The following is a 17245-nucleotide window of genomic DNA, read 5'->3' as shown; positions in this document are numbered from 1 at the left end:
TCGTGAAACCCTCGGGTGTATCAATGCTTGAAGTAAAACAAACGAACTCCGGAAAACTCGGGGTACATCACTTACTGATTTGAGTACTCCGCGATTGGCGGAGTTCTGAATCGGTCGCTCAGACGCGCCAAGATCTGATCGGGTGATATTACTCGTGGCCTGGCGGCCGCCAGTTTGATTGCCAGTGAGAGTCCGTCGGCATCGACTTCAGGCTGCCGGAAGCGCAGAACTTCAGCGCCTCAAGGAGATTCGGCTGATCCCGGCCGCGCCTAGAGGATCTGTCGTTTTTGCTCGACGACCCAGGCTGCGATCTGGGAGCGTGATGTGTATCCGAGTTTGGTGAGAATGTGTTCGACGTGTCCTTGCGCGGTTCGCTGGGAAATCACCAGCCTGGCCGCGATTGCTTTGTTGGTCAGGCCCTGTGCGACAAGGTCTGCGACCTGCGTCTCGCGTTTGGTCAGTTCCACGGAGGGGCCGTCGCTTGCGATCGCCACCGGAGGTCGCTCGCCTAGCGCATATGCAACAGCGGCATCGAATCGCATATGACTTCCTTGACGGTAGGCAGTGTCGAATGCTCTCTCTCCCAACATATGTCGAGCCGACAGTTCGTATTCCTCGCGGCTACGTGCCTGAGTGGGGATCATAACCGTGATAATGCCGTCGAAGGGACGTCCCATATTCTGTGCGGCTCCCATCAACACCGCTGCGCGTTGTGCATTGCGACTTTCTACGGCGATCCACGCGAGCGCCTCCAAACATAGGACAGAAGCGTGTGGGTTGTTCGCCTGCCGAATCAGACGCAGCGCTTGTTCGAGTAGCTTCACCGCTCGCGCTCGATCGCCTTCGCGCCTCACCGATGCGCTCAACGCCCACAATCCATATGCTCGAAACATCCATTCGCCGTGCGATTCGGTGATCGTGAGAGCTTGCTCATGGGATGCGGTGGCTCTTGCGGTGTCTCCGAGAGCTTCGTAGGTTGTCCCGAGGATGTGCAGAGTACTGACTTGCAGGGCGAGGTCGACGCGAGAATCGAGCGTTTGGAGGGCCGTCTCCAAGTGCGTACGGGCATGAGGAGCGTCGCCGTTGTAGAGCGCCAACAGACCCGCCGCTTCGGATATGTAGGCGGCGATCGCCGGATCGCCAATCGAGTCGGTGAGCGCCTGTCCTTCCTCGACGAGGCTGGTTGCTGTATGCAGGTCTCCCTGAACCGTGGCGTAAAAGGTTGCGGCGTAGACCGCTTGAACCCGAGTGATCGTCGACGGTCCTGGGCCCTTCGCGAGTAGTTGATCGAGGTACTGCCGCTGCGTGCTGTGCAGTCCTCTCGATATGGTGAACTGAAACAATGCGGCGGCCATATGCAATCCGTGCTCGGTCTCGGAGTTCTCGCTCAGACAGAACTCCATCGCCTCACGCAGGTTTGGTTGTTCTCGTTCCAAACGGCTGATCCACTCGAGTTGTCGGGAGCTGATCCAATCGGCGTCCGCGTCGAGGGCGAGCTGTTCGTACCAATTTCGGTGCCGCTGGCGCAATGTCAGCGATTCGCCCATCTCCTGTAGTTTCTCTCGGCCGTAGTCGCGAAGCATGTCGAGAAGTCGCAGCCGGACCACCGAGTCCTGTTCTTCGCGGATCAGGATCGACTTGTCCACCAGCGCGGACAGGGAGTCAAGTAGGGAACCTGTTGGTTGGTCCTCGCCGCAGATGTCTTCCGCGGCGTCGAGACCGAAGGTGCCGGCGAACACAGACAACCTTGCCCATAATCGCTGCTCCGCCGGGGTGCACAGCTCGTGGCTCCAGTCGATGCTCCATCGCAGGGTTCGCTGTCTGGTCGGGACCCCGCGGCTGCCTCGGTTCAGCAAGGCGAATCGGTCGTTCAGACGCGCCAAGATTTGATCGGGTGACATTACTCGTAGCCTGGCGGCCGCGAGTTCGATTGCCAGTGGGAGTCCGTCGAGGCGGACGCAGATCTGGGCCACAGTCACCACGTTGTCGTCGGTGATCTCGAATCCTTCGACTGCGGCGGCGGCGCGTTCGGCGAATAACGTCACTGCCTCGCAGCGCAGCACGCTGCGTAGCGACGACTCGGTTTCGGGTGCAGGAGTAGAGAGCGGGGCGACTACGCGCACCGTTTCGCCGATGATCCCGAGTGGTTCGCGGCTGGTGGGGAGGATCCTCACCTGGGGACACGTCCGGAGCATCGTGTCGACCAATTCCGCCACTCCCTCGACCATTTGCTCGCAGTTGTCGAGCACCAGGAGTAGCTCTCGCGTGCGCAAGAACTCAATAAGGACTTCCCGCACCGTCCGCGCCGGTTGATCCCGCAAGCTCAAGGCGGCCGCAACCACGCTCTCCGTCAAAGTCGCGTCATGCACCTCTCCGAGTTCGACCAGCCATACCCCGTCCGGGAAATCCTTGCGGACGGTGGACGCGACTTTCAGCGCGAGTCGGGTTTTGCCGACCCCGCCGACTCCGGTCAGTGTCAGCAGCCGAGATATCGACAGTAGGGTCTTGGCTTCCGAAACTTCTGTGCGTCTGCCCACGAAGCTGGTCAGTTCCAAAGGAAGGTTCCCTGCGACGTTTGGCTTTGCTGGGGTGGACCATTTCGGTGCCGGCGCCGGTGGATTGTCCAGTGTCGGCCCTGACTCGGACCCTGGATTAGCGAGTAGCGACATCTCGTCGACTGGCAGGCCGTGATTGCCCTGTAGTTGTCGGAGTGCTTCACCGAGCGCAGCCGCTGTGGGGCGCTGCTCCGGGTCGCGGGACATCGCCTGCTCCACTACTGCGCAGACGTCGTCGTCGACGCCGCTGCCGCGGAGGTCCGGTACCGGTTGTGTGGTGATTCGCAGGAACTGAGCCACCACCTGCTCGCCACTGTGCCGTTCGAAGGCTGCGTGTCCGGTGAGTGCGCCGAACAGTGTCGCGCCGAGGCCGTAGACGTCGGATGAAGTACTCGGAGGCTCTCCACTGAGTACTTCGGGTGCGGTGAACGCCGGTGATCCGGTGACGGTGCCGGTAGCGGTCTTGAAGCCTCCGGAAATGTGTGCGATCCCGAAGTCGGTCAGCGCAGGTTCTCCGTAGTCATCGATCAGGATGTTTGCAGGTTTGATGTCGCGATGCAGAATGTCGAGGTGGTGTGCCGTTGCCAGGGCGCCAGCCATTTTCACGCCTAGCCGGAGCATTTTTCCCCAGGCGAGCGGGCCGTGGCGGCGGATTTGGGCTTCGAGTGAGCCTTGCGCGTAGTACGGCATGACCAGATAGGGGCGGGCGCTGTCGGTGGAGCCGACTTGCAGGACGTTGACGATGCTCGGGTGCCCGGTGAGCCGGCCCATGGCTCGCTGTTCGCGGAAGAATCGTGCCAGGTTCGCCTCACCGAGGTCGGTGGTAAGGACCTTCACTGCCACCGTGCGGTCCAGGAGGGATTGGGTGCAGCGGTAGACGACGCCGAACCCGCCGCGGCCGATCTCTTCAGCGGCGTAGAATCCTGCAGCGCTCAATTCTTCGGTAAGTGCGATGGACACGTCACGGCCGGTGTGGAACGGATCGTCTTCGATCATCGTCTATCCGCCCATCCGCGCTCTCTTCTGTGCTTCTGGGGCGCACCTGGACCACGTGCGCGCCTACCACTTATGGCCTTCCCTCAGGATATCGCTTGCTGACGTGAATGGAGGCTTCGATCCAAATGGAGTTTGGGGATTGCTTGGCGGGATTTGGGTACTTCTGTAAGCCCCTTACTCGCGCCGGTGTGTGCAATCGGTGACAACTGCCAGTTCATACGAGTCCGTTGCGAACGTGAAAGGATCTAAATCCCAATCCCGCTGTGTCCCTATGGGTTTCGTCAACCAGCTGCTTTCGTGGGCTGGCGGTAGACTTCGTGGTTCTTGAGCACGGTGTAGAGGACGTCGCAGCGCCGTCTGGCGAGGCAGATGATCGTGGCGTTGTGTTTCTTGCCTTCGGCTCGTCTGCGGTCGTAATACGTGCAACTGGCGGGTTGTGCAAGGGCAGCGAACGCCGAGAGAAACAGTGCGCGTTGCAGTTTGCGGTACCCTGATCGGGCGGGATGTTCTCCGCGGATCGAGGTCCGGAGTGCTGCCTTGGTGGCATCGAGTATCGACAAGCTCGAGTACACCGGTTCACCTGGTACCGGGTGGATCATCGGCTGAGCGTGCTTTGAGACCTTCACCCCGGCCGTGATGCGGGTCGCCGTAGACTACGACACAGTAATCGTGACCGTCGGAACGAAGACCGTTGCGCTGAAAGCCCTGATCGCCGAAAGCGATCGAATTTCGTCCGGTGGAGTGAACTCCACCAACTTCGTCCGACCGAGTAGAGCAGGTCTCGGGAATTCGCAATCCAAGACGGAACGGGTTGCCACACTGACCAGACCGAAGGGTTTGTCTCGCAAAGGGTGTTTCGGCGGATTTTCATCAGTATGTTTTCGATCCCAGCCAACCATCGGCGAACGTGATCGCAAACGCGTTCAGAGCAGGCTTCCACTCGTTATTCATCGTGCCTGGACCGTCGGCTATCTCCTGTCTGTGCTCGAACAGTCGAGAGGGAAAGAAGATTCCGAACTTTCCTCACGGTGAGTGACACGATTACCGGACTGCCAACCCTCGCGTGGAATACAGTCTCTCCGCCGCCGGCCGCGATCTGCTGAGAACGGTGTACTCACTGTGCGGGTGGTCACGTCGACATCTCGACGAACTCATGGATGGCATGACTCCCCTATTTGCGCCTATTTGCGGCCCCTTCAGCACGCCCCGTTACCACTCGAACGGCCTAGACAGTCGCACAGCAACAGCTTGTGCGGATGACTGCATCGTGCAGGTCAGTTGACGATCCTCTGGCTGGAGCTCGCGAGTATCTGGTCAGTTGTTCCAGAACTGTTCGAACTTGTCGACTGCAGCGAGGCCCGCGCCGATTTGTGAGGAGGAGGCGAATGAGCCGGTGAAGCTGTTGCGGACCAGTTGCAATAGCTCGGCCTTTCCGATGCCCAGGTGCGTGACGAGTGCTTCGAAGTTCTCGTTGACATACCCGCCGAAATAGGATGGGTCGTCGGAGTTGACGCTGACGCTGACTCCTGCTTGGAGGTAGTGGGCGAGCGGGTATGTACTCAGGTCGTCGGAGATTTGGAGGCGCTGGTTGGACAGCGGGCACATCGTCAGAGGTATCCCTTCGTCGACGAGGCGGGTCACGAGAAGGGGGTCTTGGAACGCAGTGTATCCGTGGTCTATTCGTTCGACTTTGCACTTGTTTATGGCCTCGGCGATGTAGGTGGCAGGTGCCTCTTCGCCGGCGTGGGCGGTGAGGCGATACCCCTCATCGCGTGCTCTGGCGTAGAGGCGGGCGAACTTCGCTGGCGGGTTGTTCGTCTCGGGTCCGCCGAGCGAGATCCCGAGGACCGAATCGCGGTGAGGGCGGATGAGGTCGAGCAGTTCGAGTCCCTCCGCCTCGCTGCGGTGACGTTGCACGATTACCAGAATTTCTGCGTCGGTGCCCAGATCTTCGCGGGCGTAAGCAATAGCGTCTGAAATACCGCCGATCTGGTGGTCGACCGTGATACCTCTGGGAAGGAAATTCTGTGGTGCGTATGACATTTCGGCGTACACGACACCTTGCGCGTGAGCGCGTTGTAAGTACGCGAGCGTGAGGTCGTAAAAGTCTTCTCTCGTTGTCAACACCCGGCATCCCTGCCAGAACAGAGCGAGGAAGTCGCCGAGGTTTTTGTAGGTGTATGCGGCACGAAGTTCGTCCTCGGTACCCCACGGCAGATTGACCGCATTGCGCTGTGCGTACCTGAACATGTCCGCAACTTCGATGGTGCCCTCGAGATGAACATGAAGCTCAGCTTTCGGCATCGCGGTGATGAATTCGGCGAGCATGAAATCCGGCTCTGATCGGGGTGTCAACGATTTCGAGACGGTGGAACCTGTAAAAGTGCGGGAGACCGCATCGAGCGCATGATCAGTTCCATCTTCCTGAATCCCGCGGGCTGTCCGTGACGCGAGTGGTGCGGTCGGTCCAGGGAAGACGCTGTTGGTCATCATTCTCCTTTAGTGCTTGTGCGATCGTGCAGCCTTGTGGGAGCGCGCCCGACGCATGCGGGTCTCCGAGAAGGCTGCATGCAAGGGAACTGTTCGATTCAGTATGCATCTCTCGGTATGTCTGAGCGCAAGTGCCGACGAACCCGTGGCTTGGGCAGGTAACCATGTCCCCAATTTCGGTTCGATCTGAATAATGTTTCTGGTCAGTAGGTTTCAAAATCCTCAGGTTGCTCTTGTCTCGTCGAGTGCGGACACGTAAGCCGCGCGTATGTGTATACGAGAGCATGCATTGCTCTTGGTCGATGTGGCTACGATCATGGCTCGCTGGGACAGACAGGACAAATTCGGTCTGTGCCGGCGGAGGAGATCAGCAACGCGCTGAACGGTGCCGGTGTCGGCCAGGAGCTCGAGTGGTTCCCACCAGCTCAAGTGGTCCACTGCGGTAGGGATGGGCGGCACCGTTGAGCCTGAGCTCCACACCGAGGTCGCGGTCCCTCTGGTTATTCCACAAATCTCGGGGGGAAGAGTCTGGGGTTTTTCACTAGACGTCGACCTGTCCGGTGAATGAACCTTAAGTCTCGGCGAATCGATCCGACAACGGCATTCGAACAGAGATCGAGTTGCATGTGAACGTTCTCGGCCGGCAACCCGGAACCGGGCGCGCCGGCGATTTCGTCGGTCGGTTTGCTCGTCATATCCGAGAGCTGATCGAACGAGGATCTGGAGAGGAACACCAGTGGGGAACACAGGTACGAAAAACGGGGCGGTGGTTGCGGTGAATCCGTCGACTTTGGCCGCGCCTGCCGGCCATTTTGATCGAGCGGTTCGAATCGGCGACTTTCTCCACATCTCGGGGACATCGGCGCTCACCAATCTCACTGGCACAGTGGAGGAGCGCATCTTGCCGGAGGGTTTTCGCGAGCAGGCTGACGCTACCTTCGACAACATCGAGAAGGTACTGGTCTCTCAGGGTGGATCTCTTGCCGATATTTACGAGATCCGGGTCACGCTCAGTGATCGCGATCTGTTCGGCCCTTTGAACGAGATCTTGAAAGAACGTATGCCCGCTCGCGGGTTCATCGGATCGGGATATGTGGCTGGGTTCATGGCACCGCATATGAAGATCGAGGTCGAGGCTCACGCGTACCTCGGCCTCACCACTGCAGGTTGATAACGCTCCATCCATCGACTCCAAGCTCATCGCGTCGGCTCTTGCGCCGACCCGCCGAAAGGAACATCCTGTGACCTCATTGTCATCCTTCGTGAAAAGCATCAGCACTGGCGCAATCGAGGTCGTCGACCTCACCACCCCCCTCCACGCAGGCACTCCAACCGTGCCCGTTCCACCTCCGTTCGCGCCGACCGCCGGATTCTCGATGAATCAGGTCAGCAACTTCGACGAGAACGGACCAGGCTGGGCGTGGAGCGATATCACGTTGGGAGAGCATGTCGGAACTCACGTGGACGCCCCCCGTCACTGGATCAGTGGACGGGATGGATTGTCCGTTGACGAAATTCCCCCAGTACGGCTGGTAGGACCTGTAGCTGTCATCGACAAAACCGAAGAGGTACTGGCGAACCCGACCTTTTTGCTCGAGGCCAAGCATTTCGTCGAGTGGGAGGAAAAGCATGGACCGATCGAACCAGGGTCATGGGTCATATTCCGTTCGGGGTGGAGCGCGTATGGTGATGACCCGCAGCGTTTCTTGAATCCGAATGGCTGGCCCGGTCTTTCGCTCGATGGTGCAAAATGGCTCGCCGAGAATCCCGCGGTCAGTGGTTACGGAGTTGAAGCAGTGGGCATCGACAGCGTCAGTTCCGGCGACGACTCGGAACTGGAGCTTCCTGACGAGGACGCAGATCCAGGCGAATTCGGCCCCGGACACTACTACTTGCTCGGCTCCGACAAGTACGGACTGACCTCACTTCGCAATGTCGACCGGCTCCCGGCGAAGGGCGCCACGATCGTGGTGGCGCCGCTTCCCATTGTCGGAGGCACCGCCGGCCCCGCACGTGTCTTCGCATTCGTCGAGCAGTCGTAGTCAGGCGAGTGATCCCTCGGTCTCGGAGCACGCTCCCGCGGACCGGTTCTGCATGAGGAAAGGACGCCAGTGATCAAACTTGTCTCGATGTGGCGGCACAACCCAGAACTCGGCGCCCAGATGTCGGACGAACACTACTTCCAGCGACACACGCCGATGGCATTGAGTCTGCTCTCTGAGATTCCAGGGTTCCTGAAGTACACACAGAACAGCGTCGTGGCACATTCGGTGCATCGCGAGAACTCTCCTGAACCGGAAGAGCGCGATCCCGAATTCCACACCATGCTGGAGTTGTATTTCACCGACGAGGACGCAGTCAACCAACTGTTCAGCAACCCGGAGATGGCCCGACTGTTCGACGATCACCCGAATTTTCAGGACTACCAAGCAGACCCGAGCATGTCGGTGTACATCGTGAGGGAACGGGTCGCGCTCGAAAGGGGCATCGATGGCTCGTTGATGGTTCCGGCTTCGCCGAATTCGATTCCAGGACGTTCAGAGCCAGTGTAAGAACACATGCGTCTTCGGAGTGAAGAGCTGTGGCCCGCCGAAGGGGAAATCACTTTCGGCGGGCCACAGTCATTTCAGTGGATTGAACTGCCGCCCAACAGCAGTGGCCGTTCCGACGAGCACGGGTGCGATGGCGTCGGTGACGAGATTCTGCATCCAGAGTTCGATTTTGATCATCGACTATCAAGGTGAGCGCGCTCCGACGATTCGCTCGGCAAGGCTCAATTCAGCAAAGACGGTCGAATCATCCGAGTATGTCTACTCACGAATCCCTTCGATTCGGCATCCGATGATCGACCTGGCGAGACCGGAGAAGGTTCGAGGATCAGCACCGGTGAGCTCTTTCCACCTGTTCAGTCGGTAAGCAATCGAATTCGGGTGCAGGTGAAGTTCTTTCGCTGCTTGGGCTTGCGAGAATCCGAATTCTGCGAAGGCGAAAACCGCGGCGGCGAGGTCGGGATGTTCGTGCCTGACTTTTTGCACTGTGTCGAAGAGCAGCGCCAAGCGTGGCTCACTGTCGAGCAAGGTCGATTCCAGCCAGGTGTCGAAAAAGAGCGCCGACTGCGCGCCGCGCATCTCGGCGACACGCAGCGTTCGCTCGGCGTCCACGATGCTCCAATGCGCTCCGTGGAGTCCCTCACGACGAAGGCCGATCCCGATGGGCACCTCGGTCCCACTGATTCCGTGCGCCGATCTGACTACTGCGTCCACATCGCTGTCTTGGACCAGCACGTACATTCCGGAAGCGCGCACTCCGCATTGCACGACCCCCGGGAGTCTGCGTGTTGCGCGCTGCAGGCTCTCCACTTCCGCATCGGGCCAGAACGAGCGCGGTGAACAGATGGCTTGAAACTGACCATGGATGTCGAAGGCCAATGCCCGAGCGGTTTCTGCCACGTACTCGCCGCGGGTTCGATCGCCGAGTTCACCGAAGAAGCGGCGTCGGACTTCCGCCTCTTGGGCATGGGTGGTGGGTGATTCGTCGACGAACGCGTCGACCACCGAGGCGGTCATTGCCTCGGTCCAACGACCCATCGGTTCGACGAGGGCAATAAGCACCGAGTCCGTGGCTTCGGGGGCCGATTGCAGGGCGTTCCAGAGTTCGCGGCTGACGATGTGAAAAGCCTTCAGTACGTCGTATGCCGATACACCCAGTTGTGCTCTGCGGCGTGCTGCCCGGCGGGTGAACTGGAGGGCTTCACCGGACGGCCCGACACCGGCAGCCATCCCTTCGAGAAGCTGACGCGTGAGATCTTGCACGGTCCGCCGGTGCTCGGCATCTGGAAGCTTCGTGTAGGAAGGCAACTCCGCCCGAACTCGAGACGAGAGATCGGGATCGGCATGCGCGAGCCGGTAGGCAACCGCTTCGCACAACGCGCGTGCATCGTCGTGGTTCATCCCCATAGCAAGGAACTGTTCATATGATCGGCGACCTCTCGTGATAGTTCTCCGGCGTGGTGTACAGCGTTCAGCGTTTCAGACAGTCTGGACGTCGTCGAGGTACGGGGAACATGGTTCCGGACGGTCGGTGCAAGCATTCTGTCGATGCGGATTGCGTGCCTGCCACGTGGAACCGCGAGGGGCGGACGAGGTGATTTACACCCATCGTGGCCCCGACCCGTGAGCCTCGTCGAGAAGTAGCCATGTCGTCTCGAACGCACTCCTTCAAGATTTTGCAGCTGTTCGAGCACGAGGCGCCTCAAGGTCGAGTTGTCCGGAGCGCGGACCAGAATCAAGACGTCGAAGTCAGCGCCGAGCAATGCGAAGTGGTCAACCCAGCACAGGCTCCGTAGTTGGTGTGCAAGTCCTCGCCATGACCCTTGCTCGATCGTCAGAGATACAAATGCCGAGGACCCGCAACCGGCCTTGGAGTGCTCGATCTGCGTGGTGAACCCTCTGATCACGCCCTCTCGCTGCAGTCGCTCCACCCGAACGTACGCGTGGGCGCGTGATATGTGAGTCTTCTCGGCCAAAGAGCGCATCGAGATTCGACTGTCGCGGACCAGCACAACGATCAGGCGGCGGTCCAGCGCATCGAGTGGATATTTCGTCTCGTCCCCAGTCCGGGAAGTCATCGGTCTTCCTCATTTCAGCCGCCACTCCGGATCGGAGTCGATCTGGGAAGGGGAAGGCTATCAGCGATTGCCGCTGGAGTCACGAGTCTGCTCGCACTGAAAGCTGAGGGAAGGTCTACCGCCACAGCATGATTGGACCTACATTGGCCAGAGTGCAGCTCTAGGGTGTGCACAGCAAACCATGGGCTGAACGAGTGAATCTGCACGGTCTGAAGTTCACCGTGTGAGTGCGTTGGTGGATGCACGAAAAACTCGCGTCTTGCGTTGTCGTTTCCCTGAAGATGTGTGCACATTCGCATTCTAAGGTTGATGTCGACAGTCAGGCGAGAGGTGTTCCGCGCACGTGCGAGAGGTGCGGGTCAGCGACGTCGCGCGGGACGCGATCATCGCGCTAACGGTGTCCCGGGTCTCAAATATTGCTTTGTTCAACAAAACTCGAGGAATTGTCATGCGGCTTGTGAACTTTGGTCCAGTGGGTATCGAGCAGCCTGGGGTGCTCGTCGACGACGATACGGTAGTTCCGTTGGTGCCGATTCTGGCGCGGGCAGGACTGCGATTGCACGACATGAAGGACATCCTCGCCCTGTGGCCGACCATCCGTACGATCGTCGAGCCTCAGCTGACGCTCGAACGTGACCGTATTGCCCTATCGGATGTGCGAATTGGCCCTCCGATCCTCAGGCCGAACAAGGTTATTGCCATCGGCTTCAATTACCCGCAGCATTCAACCGAAATCCTCGGTTCGAGCGCCGATGTCAGTGAACCGGTCATCTTTCTGAAGCCGTCGAATTGTGTTTCGGGGCCGAATGATCCGGTGGTGAAGCCGTTCGAGACCACTATGCTGGACTACGAGATCGAACTCGGTGTGGTCATCGGCAAAGCCGGTCGGAGAATCTCGCAGATCGACGCGCTCGATCATGTGGCGGGTTACGTTGTCGCCAATGACATCACCGCCCGGGACATCGCCCTGGGCGCGGGCCTCGATCATCCACTGCAGTTGCAAATCGCCAGGGGCAAGGGCTACGCGACCTTCTGCCCGCTGGGGCCGTGGTTGGTGACGGCCGACGAGGTGCCGGAGCCCGCCGATCTGCGCCTGACGCTCAGCGTCAATGGTGTTGTCCGACAGGATGGTAAGGCAAGCAGCATGCTCGCATCCATCCCCGAACTCATTGCATCGGTCAGTGCAAGCATGGAGCTCGAGCCGGGTGATGTGATTCTGACCGGCACCCCGGCTGGCTGCGGCTTCCAGCTCGACCCCCCAGCCTATTTGCAGCATGGTGATCGTGTCGAGGCCGGAATTACAGGGCTGGGAGAGATGACGTTCCAGGTTCAAAACGAACAGGTTTGACGGGTTCTCGGTACACCGATCCGTGAGGAGCATCAATGGTCAACGTAACGTATGTACTTTCGGACGGATCACATCGATCTGTCGACGGTCAGATAGGGCAATCGGTCATGGAGACCGCTATCGGAGCAGATATCGACGGCATCACCGGCGAGTGTGGCGGCAACGTCATGTGCGCCACATGCCACGTCCATGTGCAGAATGCTGCCGACACCGTGCTGCCGACAATGCAGCCGGAAGAGGAGGAAATGCTGCAGTGCACCACATCTCCTCGCAGCAACGACAGCAGACTCAGCTGCCAGTTGGTTCTCGATGAAACCTTGAACGGACTTGTGGTTCGACTGCCACAGGAGCAGTGATCGGTGTGAGGAAACGGCACACTTGCGTGGTGATCCTGGGAGCCGGCCAGGCCGGGTTCCAAGCTGCCGCCTCTCTGCGGGAGCGCGACTTCGAGGGTCGAATCATTCTCGTCGGTGACGAACCCGGACTGCCGTACCAACGGCCACCATTGTCGAAAGCTGCGCTCCTGACAGCGATCGGTGCGGATATGAGCACGCCCTTTCGGCCCGCCGCCTACTTCACCAAGCACGAGATCGACCTGAAGTACGGAACTGCCGCCCGGATCGATCGTGACCGTCGCGCCGTCGTTCTCGAGTCAGGTGAACGACTGGAGTTCGACTATCTGATCTTGGCGCTCGGCGCGAGAAACCGCATCCTCACCCTTCCCGGCGCGGATTTGGCCGGCGTACAACAGCTACGAACACTCGACGACGCGGAATGTATCCGCTCAGCTTTGGAAACGGCGACCCAGGTCGTCGCAGTCGGCGCTGGCTTCATCGGCATGGAAATAGCAGCGGCGGCAACGAAATTGGGAAAACAAACGTCAGTCATCGATCCACTCGATCGGCCTATGGCCCGCTCACTGTCGAGGCCAACATCGAATCACTTCGCACGGCTGCACACCGAACGTGGGACGCTACTGCACTTCGGGGAGCACTGTTCGTCGTTTCTCGGCAGGGAATCGGTCGAAGGAGTGGAGTTTGTGAATGGTGAATCGGTCGCCGCGGACTTGGTGATCGTCGGCGTGGGAGTCGAACCACGTACCGAACTGGCAGAAGCGGCGGGCTTGGCGGTGGACAACGGGGTTGAGGTCGACGCCTGCCTACGTACCAGCGACCCGGCAATCTTCGCAATCGGCGATTGCGCTCGTTTCCCCACTGGGAATGGAAGGGATCGCGTGAGGATCGAATCCGTCCAGAACGCTACGGATCAAGCCCGCTTCGTCGCTGCGCACATCACGGGAGCGGCAACGGAATACGCTGCAGTTCCATGGTTCTGGAGTCAGCAGTTCGATTCGAAACTGCAAATTGCGGGACTCTCCACCGGAAGCGACGTGGAACTTGTGCTCGGCGATCAGATATCGTCCGCCTTTTCCGTGCTGAGGTTCCGTGACAGCGAACTGACGTGCGTCGAGTCGGTCAACAAACCGGCGGACCATATCACTGCTCGGCGGATACTCGGCCACCCACGAGGGCTGCCCCTGGACGTTGCACGGCAAGGTAACTTCGATCTCAAATCGTATGCCCAGAATATGGTGCCCGCCTGAGTGACCCGGGTCCGCCTCGAGGAGCCGAACTGATTGCGGCAAAGGAGATTCGGAACCACATAAGTCATCTCTTCAGGACGTGAGAACGCTGCCCGGTAAAGCGCAAGGCGCCTTACCGGGCAGCGTTGCATCTCTGCTGCCCGTTGAAGCTCCGGACAGTAGTCGGACAGGGTCAGCGCCAGGTTGCGGACTGTTGAATCACCAAGAAACTCGTACTTCTTTTCAGGGATTGCCCGGCGATCGAAAGTCTGCGAATCGATAACCTTGTCCAACATCGTGTGATGCCGGACACATAGGATGCGGCGCGCATGCTCAGAGAGGCCAACTATGCAATCTATCGCCACTTTCGATCCCACGGACCCCGACTTCTTGTCGAACAGGTTCCCGACATATCGCGACCTGCGCGACAATGCCCCAGTCTCACGCACCGTGATCAACGGGCAACCCACCGTGATGCTGAGCCGATACAGTGACGTCAGCCGCGTGTTCAAAACCCCGTCGGCCCGAGTGCAACCACATCCCGGCCAATTCCCCGAACATATCGGGTCAGGGCCGGCGTCCCTGTTCTATCGACTGTCGATGCCGAGTTTGGACGCACCGTCCCACACGCGCCTGCGCAAACTCGCATCCTCGGCATTCTCCGGCCGGGCGGTAGTCGCTATGCGGCCATGGGTCGAAGAAATCATCGCTGCAGGCCTCGACCGTCTGGCCGATTTCGACACGGATATCGACTTCGTATCGGAGTTTGCGACCAAGGTTCCCGCAGAGATCGCGTGCCGCTTGCTTCATGCACCAGTAGCCGACGCCCACACGGTACTCGAGCGCATGCCAGCCCTCAATGCGGTGCTTGGTCATTCTGAAGTCGACCCCGAACGCCTCGTCGAGGCAGACGCGGCCGCACAGTTCTACTTCGATTACATAGGCGACATCGTAGATTCACTGCGGGGCAAGCTCTCCAGCAACGACGCACTCGGCGCGCTTCTCGAGGCGGAGGAAGACGGGTCAAAGCTGACCCGGGATGAACTCGTCATCACCCTGGTCGGATTCTTCGTAGCGAGCTACCACACCACGATGGTTGCGATGACAAATGCAGTTCACGCACTCCTGCACAATCGAGATCAATTCCAGAAACTCGCAGGCAACCCGGATCTCGCACCCCACGCGTGGGAAGAAGTCCTTCGGTACAACTCGCCAGTGCACTTCCTCCATAGATATGCCGGCGAGGACATGCACTTTCACGGCGAAGACATCCCAGAAGGTACTCACATGCTCCTCGCCATCGCCGCGGCGAATCGCGACGAACGAGTCTTCGACAACCCCGATACCCTCGATATCGAACGGAAATCAAACAGGCACTTGGCTTTTGCTGCCGGAGGGCATTTCTGTCTCGGAGCGCCACTGTCGAGGATTGAAGGGGATATCTTTCTTCGCCTGCTGCCCACCAGGCTCCCGCAGATCGAGCTAGGACGCACGTCTCCTGCTTGGGGGCGCGACCTCAGCTTTCCTACGCTGCCATCATTGGCAGTGAACGCCACGCGATGACTGTCAGGGGTTGGCGGGCCCGGCTTCGCTGACCGGGTGGTGGACGCCTGAAATGGCTCGGGACTGCTGGCTCCTGTAGTTCGCACGTCGGGTAGCGGAGGTATTCGAATCCTGCTGTACCTGCGCCCTCAACGAGCGCGTTGGATCCCGCGGAGCCAAAAAGTGCCTCATTCCGCTTTCGTTACTGTCTTGAGCTTGCAGGGCAGTAGGCGGCGTGGGGACAGGATTTGATGTCCCTTCGTTTCGTGGATGCAGTACGGCGACCGGCATCCTGTGAGCGAGCCAGATTGCATACGCCGTCGAGGGGCGACCTTATCGCCCGTGGGGACTAGATCGCTTCGAGCAGATCTTATGCGGGTGGGCAGGCCCGAGAGCCGAAACGCCAGGTGATTGCCACTCCCGATGATTCGTCAGGGTTGCGCGCCGGGCACGGTGTACTTCACTACGCACTCATGGCCACTTCGATTCGCGTCGCTGGACGAAACCCGACGGTCCCCAAGCCTCCGATGGCTGGTCCGGCAAACATCGAGGTGCGCTTAATTATGTTGTGGTGCAATACAATGCAGATTCTTTTTGAGCTATCTCACGGCGGACGTATTCGATCGTGTGCAGCCAATCTGTTCCTCATTCCGGTTTCAGTGTCGTGGGGACCCAACGCCAGTTATTGAAAGGAAGTCATGCACACTCAACCCGTTCTGGATGCGAATCGATCGCAGACAGCGCAGAGTTCGGGATCCCAGCGACGGGCATGGGGGATGACCGGACTGCTTCTGGCTTTGACAGTGATCAATCAAGCCGACCAGGCAGTGTTCGGAATCATCGCGCAGCCAGTGGCCAAAGAACTCGGCCTCAGTTCATCGCAACTGGGATTGGTCGGAAGTCTTTTCTACGCAGCGTTGTCCATCGGCGGCCTGATGGCAGGCGTGATCAACCGCTGGATCTCAGTGAAGTGGGCCCTGGTCATACTCGCGTTGATCTGGTCGATCACCGCGCTACCGCTCGTAGTGTCAGCAAGTCTGGCGACGTTGATCGCATTCCGACTGCTGCTGGGTTTGACCGAGGGGCCGAGCGTTCCCCTCATTTTCACCGCCGTCTACTCGTGGCATCCACCGGTCAGGCGTGGTGTGGCAGGAGCATGCCTACAGGCATCCTCTGCCTTCACGAAATTCGCCGTCATTCCGGCACTCGCCTACGTCAGCGTGACCTGGGGTTGGCGTACAGCGATCCTGTGCATCGCGGTTGCCGCGGTTCTCTGGTGTGGGATCTGGGTCGGCGGTTGGTCAGACGGCCCTCACGGTCACAGCAAATCCTCTGATTCCGTTGAATCGGATATGTTTCCGGCTTCGATCCCTTGGTCGAAGATTCTCTGGAACCGTACCTTCGTCTTCTCCTCCCTTCTCTGCATGAGTGCCTTCGCGCTCGGCGCGACAGTGCTGACATGGTTGCCGTCGTACTTCGAAGTCGGTCTCGGCTACAGCCGGCTGCAAGCGGGAATGATCTTCGGACTCCCCGCGCTGGTCGGACTGGTCATCTCTCTGATCACCTCGGCAGTCAGCGATTTGCTCTTGCGCCGTGGGCACTCCACCCGCCTCGCCCGCGTCATCCTGCCCGCAACTGCTTTGGTGGTCAGCGGCATCATCCTCGCGACTGTCCCTGCAATCGACACCCCCGCGGTGGCAGTAGCAGCTGTATCGGTCGGTTACGGGTTTTCGATGCCGTGCCTGCCACTCATCGAGGCTGCTATGGCCTCGATCTGCCCACCACACCAGACCGCCGGCACACTCGGTGTGCTGGTCGCAGTCTTCACGATCGGCGGCCTGGTCGCGCCTTTCGCGACCGGACTCATCGTCGATGCGGCCAGCACTCCAGCCGCCGGGTACGCATCGGCATTTCAGATTTTCGGACTGATCGCGATCGGTGCGGGCCTCCTCGCTTCGATCATGGCCAATCCGGAACGTGACACCCCCGGGCAGGAACCGAAATACGTTGCCGCTCAGGCGGTATAACGGCCGCAGCAAGGCTACGAGATAGTACGGCGAAACATCTCTCGTCTCACCCCGGCCACGCCGCATTCGAGAGGCGAT

11 protein-coding genes and 3 pseudogenes are annotated in these 17245 nt (G+C 59.6%); 9 read left to right on the top strand and 5 right to left on the bottom strand.

What is annotated here, in order from left to right:
• Positions 1-269: 269 nt before the first annotated feature.
• Positions 270-3551, bottom strand: coding sequence for a protein kinase domain-containing protein (locus H351_RS29430; RefSeq protein WP_029256975.1), 3282 nt, complete (start codon positions 3549-3551; stop codon positions 270-272).
• A gap of 281 nt (positions 3552-3832) precedes the next feature.
• Positions 3833-4075 (bottom strand): annotated as a pseudogene (locus H351_RS29425) (IS110 family transposase); the annotation flags it as partial.
• Between the two features lie 530 nt (positions 4076-4605).
• Here H351_RS29425 and H351_RS31965 point away from each other — a divergent pair.
• Positions 4606-4833: pseudogene (locus tag H351_RS31965) on the top strand (winged helix-turn-helix transcriptional regulator); the annotation flags it as partial.
• A gap of 32 nt (positions 4834-4865) precedes the next feature.
• Here the strand turns inward: H351_RS31965 and add are convergent.
• Positions 4866-6044 carry an adenosine deaminase gene (add, locus tag H351_RS29415; RefSeq protein WP_244891528.1) on the bottom strand — a complete coding sequence of 393 codons (1179 nt, stop codon included), beginning with the start codon at positions 6042-6044 and terminating at the stop codon, positions 4866-4868.
• A gap of 733 nt (positions 6045-6777) precedes the next feature.
• Here add and H351_RS29405 point away from each other — a divergent pair.
• The 3 genes from H351_RS29405 (at position 6778) to H351_RS29395 (ending at position 8593) form a co-directional block, all read left to right on the top strand.
• Positions 6778-7212 (top strand): RidA family protein, encoded by a 435-nt coding sequence (locus H351_RS29405; protein ID WP_051636552.1) that lies wholly within the window; start codon positions 6778-6780, stop codon positions 7210-7212.
• Positions 7213-7282: 70 nt separating this feature from the next.
• Positions 7283-8083, top strand: a complete 801-nt coding sequence (locus tag H351_RS29400) for a cyclase family protein (RefSeq protein ID WP_029256980.1) — start codon at positions 7283-7285, stop codon at positions 8081-8083.
• Positions 8084-8152: 69 nt separating this feature from the next.
• Positions 8153-8593: an EthD family reductase gene (locus tag H351_RS29395; RefSeq protein ID WP_019746707.1), complete on the top strand. Its 441-nt coding sequence runs from the start codon at positions 8153-8155 to the stop codon at positions 8591-8593.
• Positions 8594-8851: 258 nt separating this feature from the next.
• On the opposite strand, the gene H351_RS29390 is transcribed toward H351_RS29395, so the two are convergent.
• Together H351_RS29390 and H351_RS29385 are read right to left on the bottom strand one after the other, a co-directional pair.
• Positions 8852-9991, bottom strand: a complete 1140-nt coding sequence (locus H351_RS29390; protein ID WP_019746709.1) for a PucR family transcriptional regulator — start codon at positions 9989-9991, stop codon at positions 8852-8854.
• Between the two features lie 198 nt (positions 9992-10189).
• A pseudogene (locus H351_RS29385) lies at positions 10190-10668 on the bottom strand (Lrp/AsnC family transcriptional regulator).
• 343 nt (positions 10669-11011) lie between these two features.
• Here H351_RS29385 and H351_RS29380 point away from each other — a divergent pair.
• From H351_RS29380 to H351_RS29360, 5 genes are all read left to right on the top strand, one after another.
• Complete coding sequence (locus tag H351_RS29380; protein WP_081051220.1) at positions 11012-12016, top strand: fumarylacetoacetate hydrolase family protein; 1005 nt, start codon at positions 11012-11014, stop codon at positions 12014-12016.
• Positions 12017-12051: 35 nt separating this feature from the next.
• Positions 12052-12372 (top strand): 2Fe-2S iron-sulfur cluster-binding protein, encoded by a 321-nt coding sequence (locus H351_RS29375; RefSeq protein ID WP_019746711.1) that lies wholly within the window; start codon positions 12052-12054, stop codon positions 12370-12372.
• A gap of 26 nt (positions 12373-12398) precedes the next feature.
• A complete protein-coding gene (locus tag H351_RS29370) occupies positions 12399-13619 on the top strand; it encodes an NAD(P)/FAD-dependent oxidoreductase (protein WP_420876504.1) in 1221 nt (406 codons plus the stop codon).
• A gap of 327 nt (positions 13620-13946) precedes the next feature.
• Entirely contained in the window at positions 13947-15161 is a 1215-nt protein-coding gene (locus tag H351_RS29365; protein ID WP_029256984.1) for a cytochrome P450, read from the top strand.
• Positions 15162-15838: 677 nt separating this feature from the next.
• The gene (locus H351_RS29360) at positions 15839-17167 is read left to right on the top strand and encodes an MFS transporter (RefSeq protein ID WP_029256985.1); all 1329 of its coding nucleotides are present in this window, start codon (positions 15839-15841) and stop codon (positions 17165-17167) included.
• Positions 17168-17245: the final 78 nt, after the last annotated feature.

The organism is Rhodococcus erythropolis R138 (assembly GCF_000696675.2).
Taxonomy (GTDB): Bacteria; Actinomycetota; Actinomycetes; order Mycobacteriales; family Mycobacteriaceae; genus Rhodococcus_F; species Rhodococcus_F erythropolis.
The sequence above is the reverse complement of the archived record's forward strand: the minus strand, read 5'-3'. Positions and strand labels throughout refer to the sequence as shown.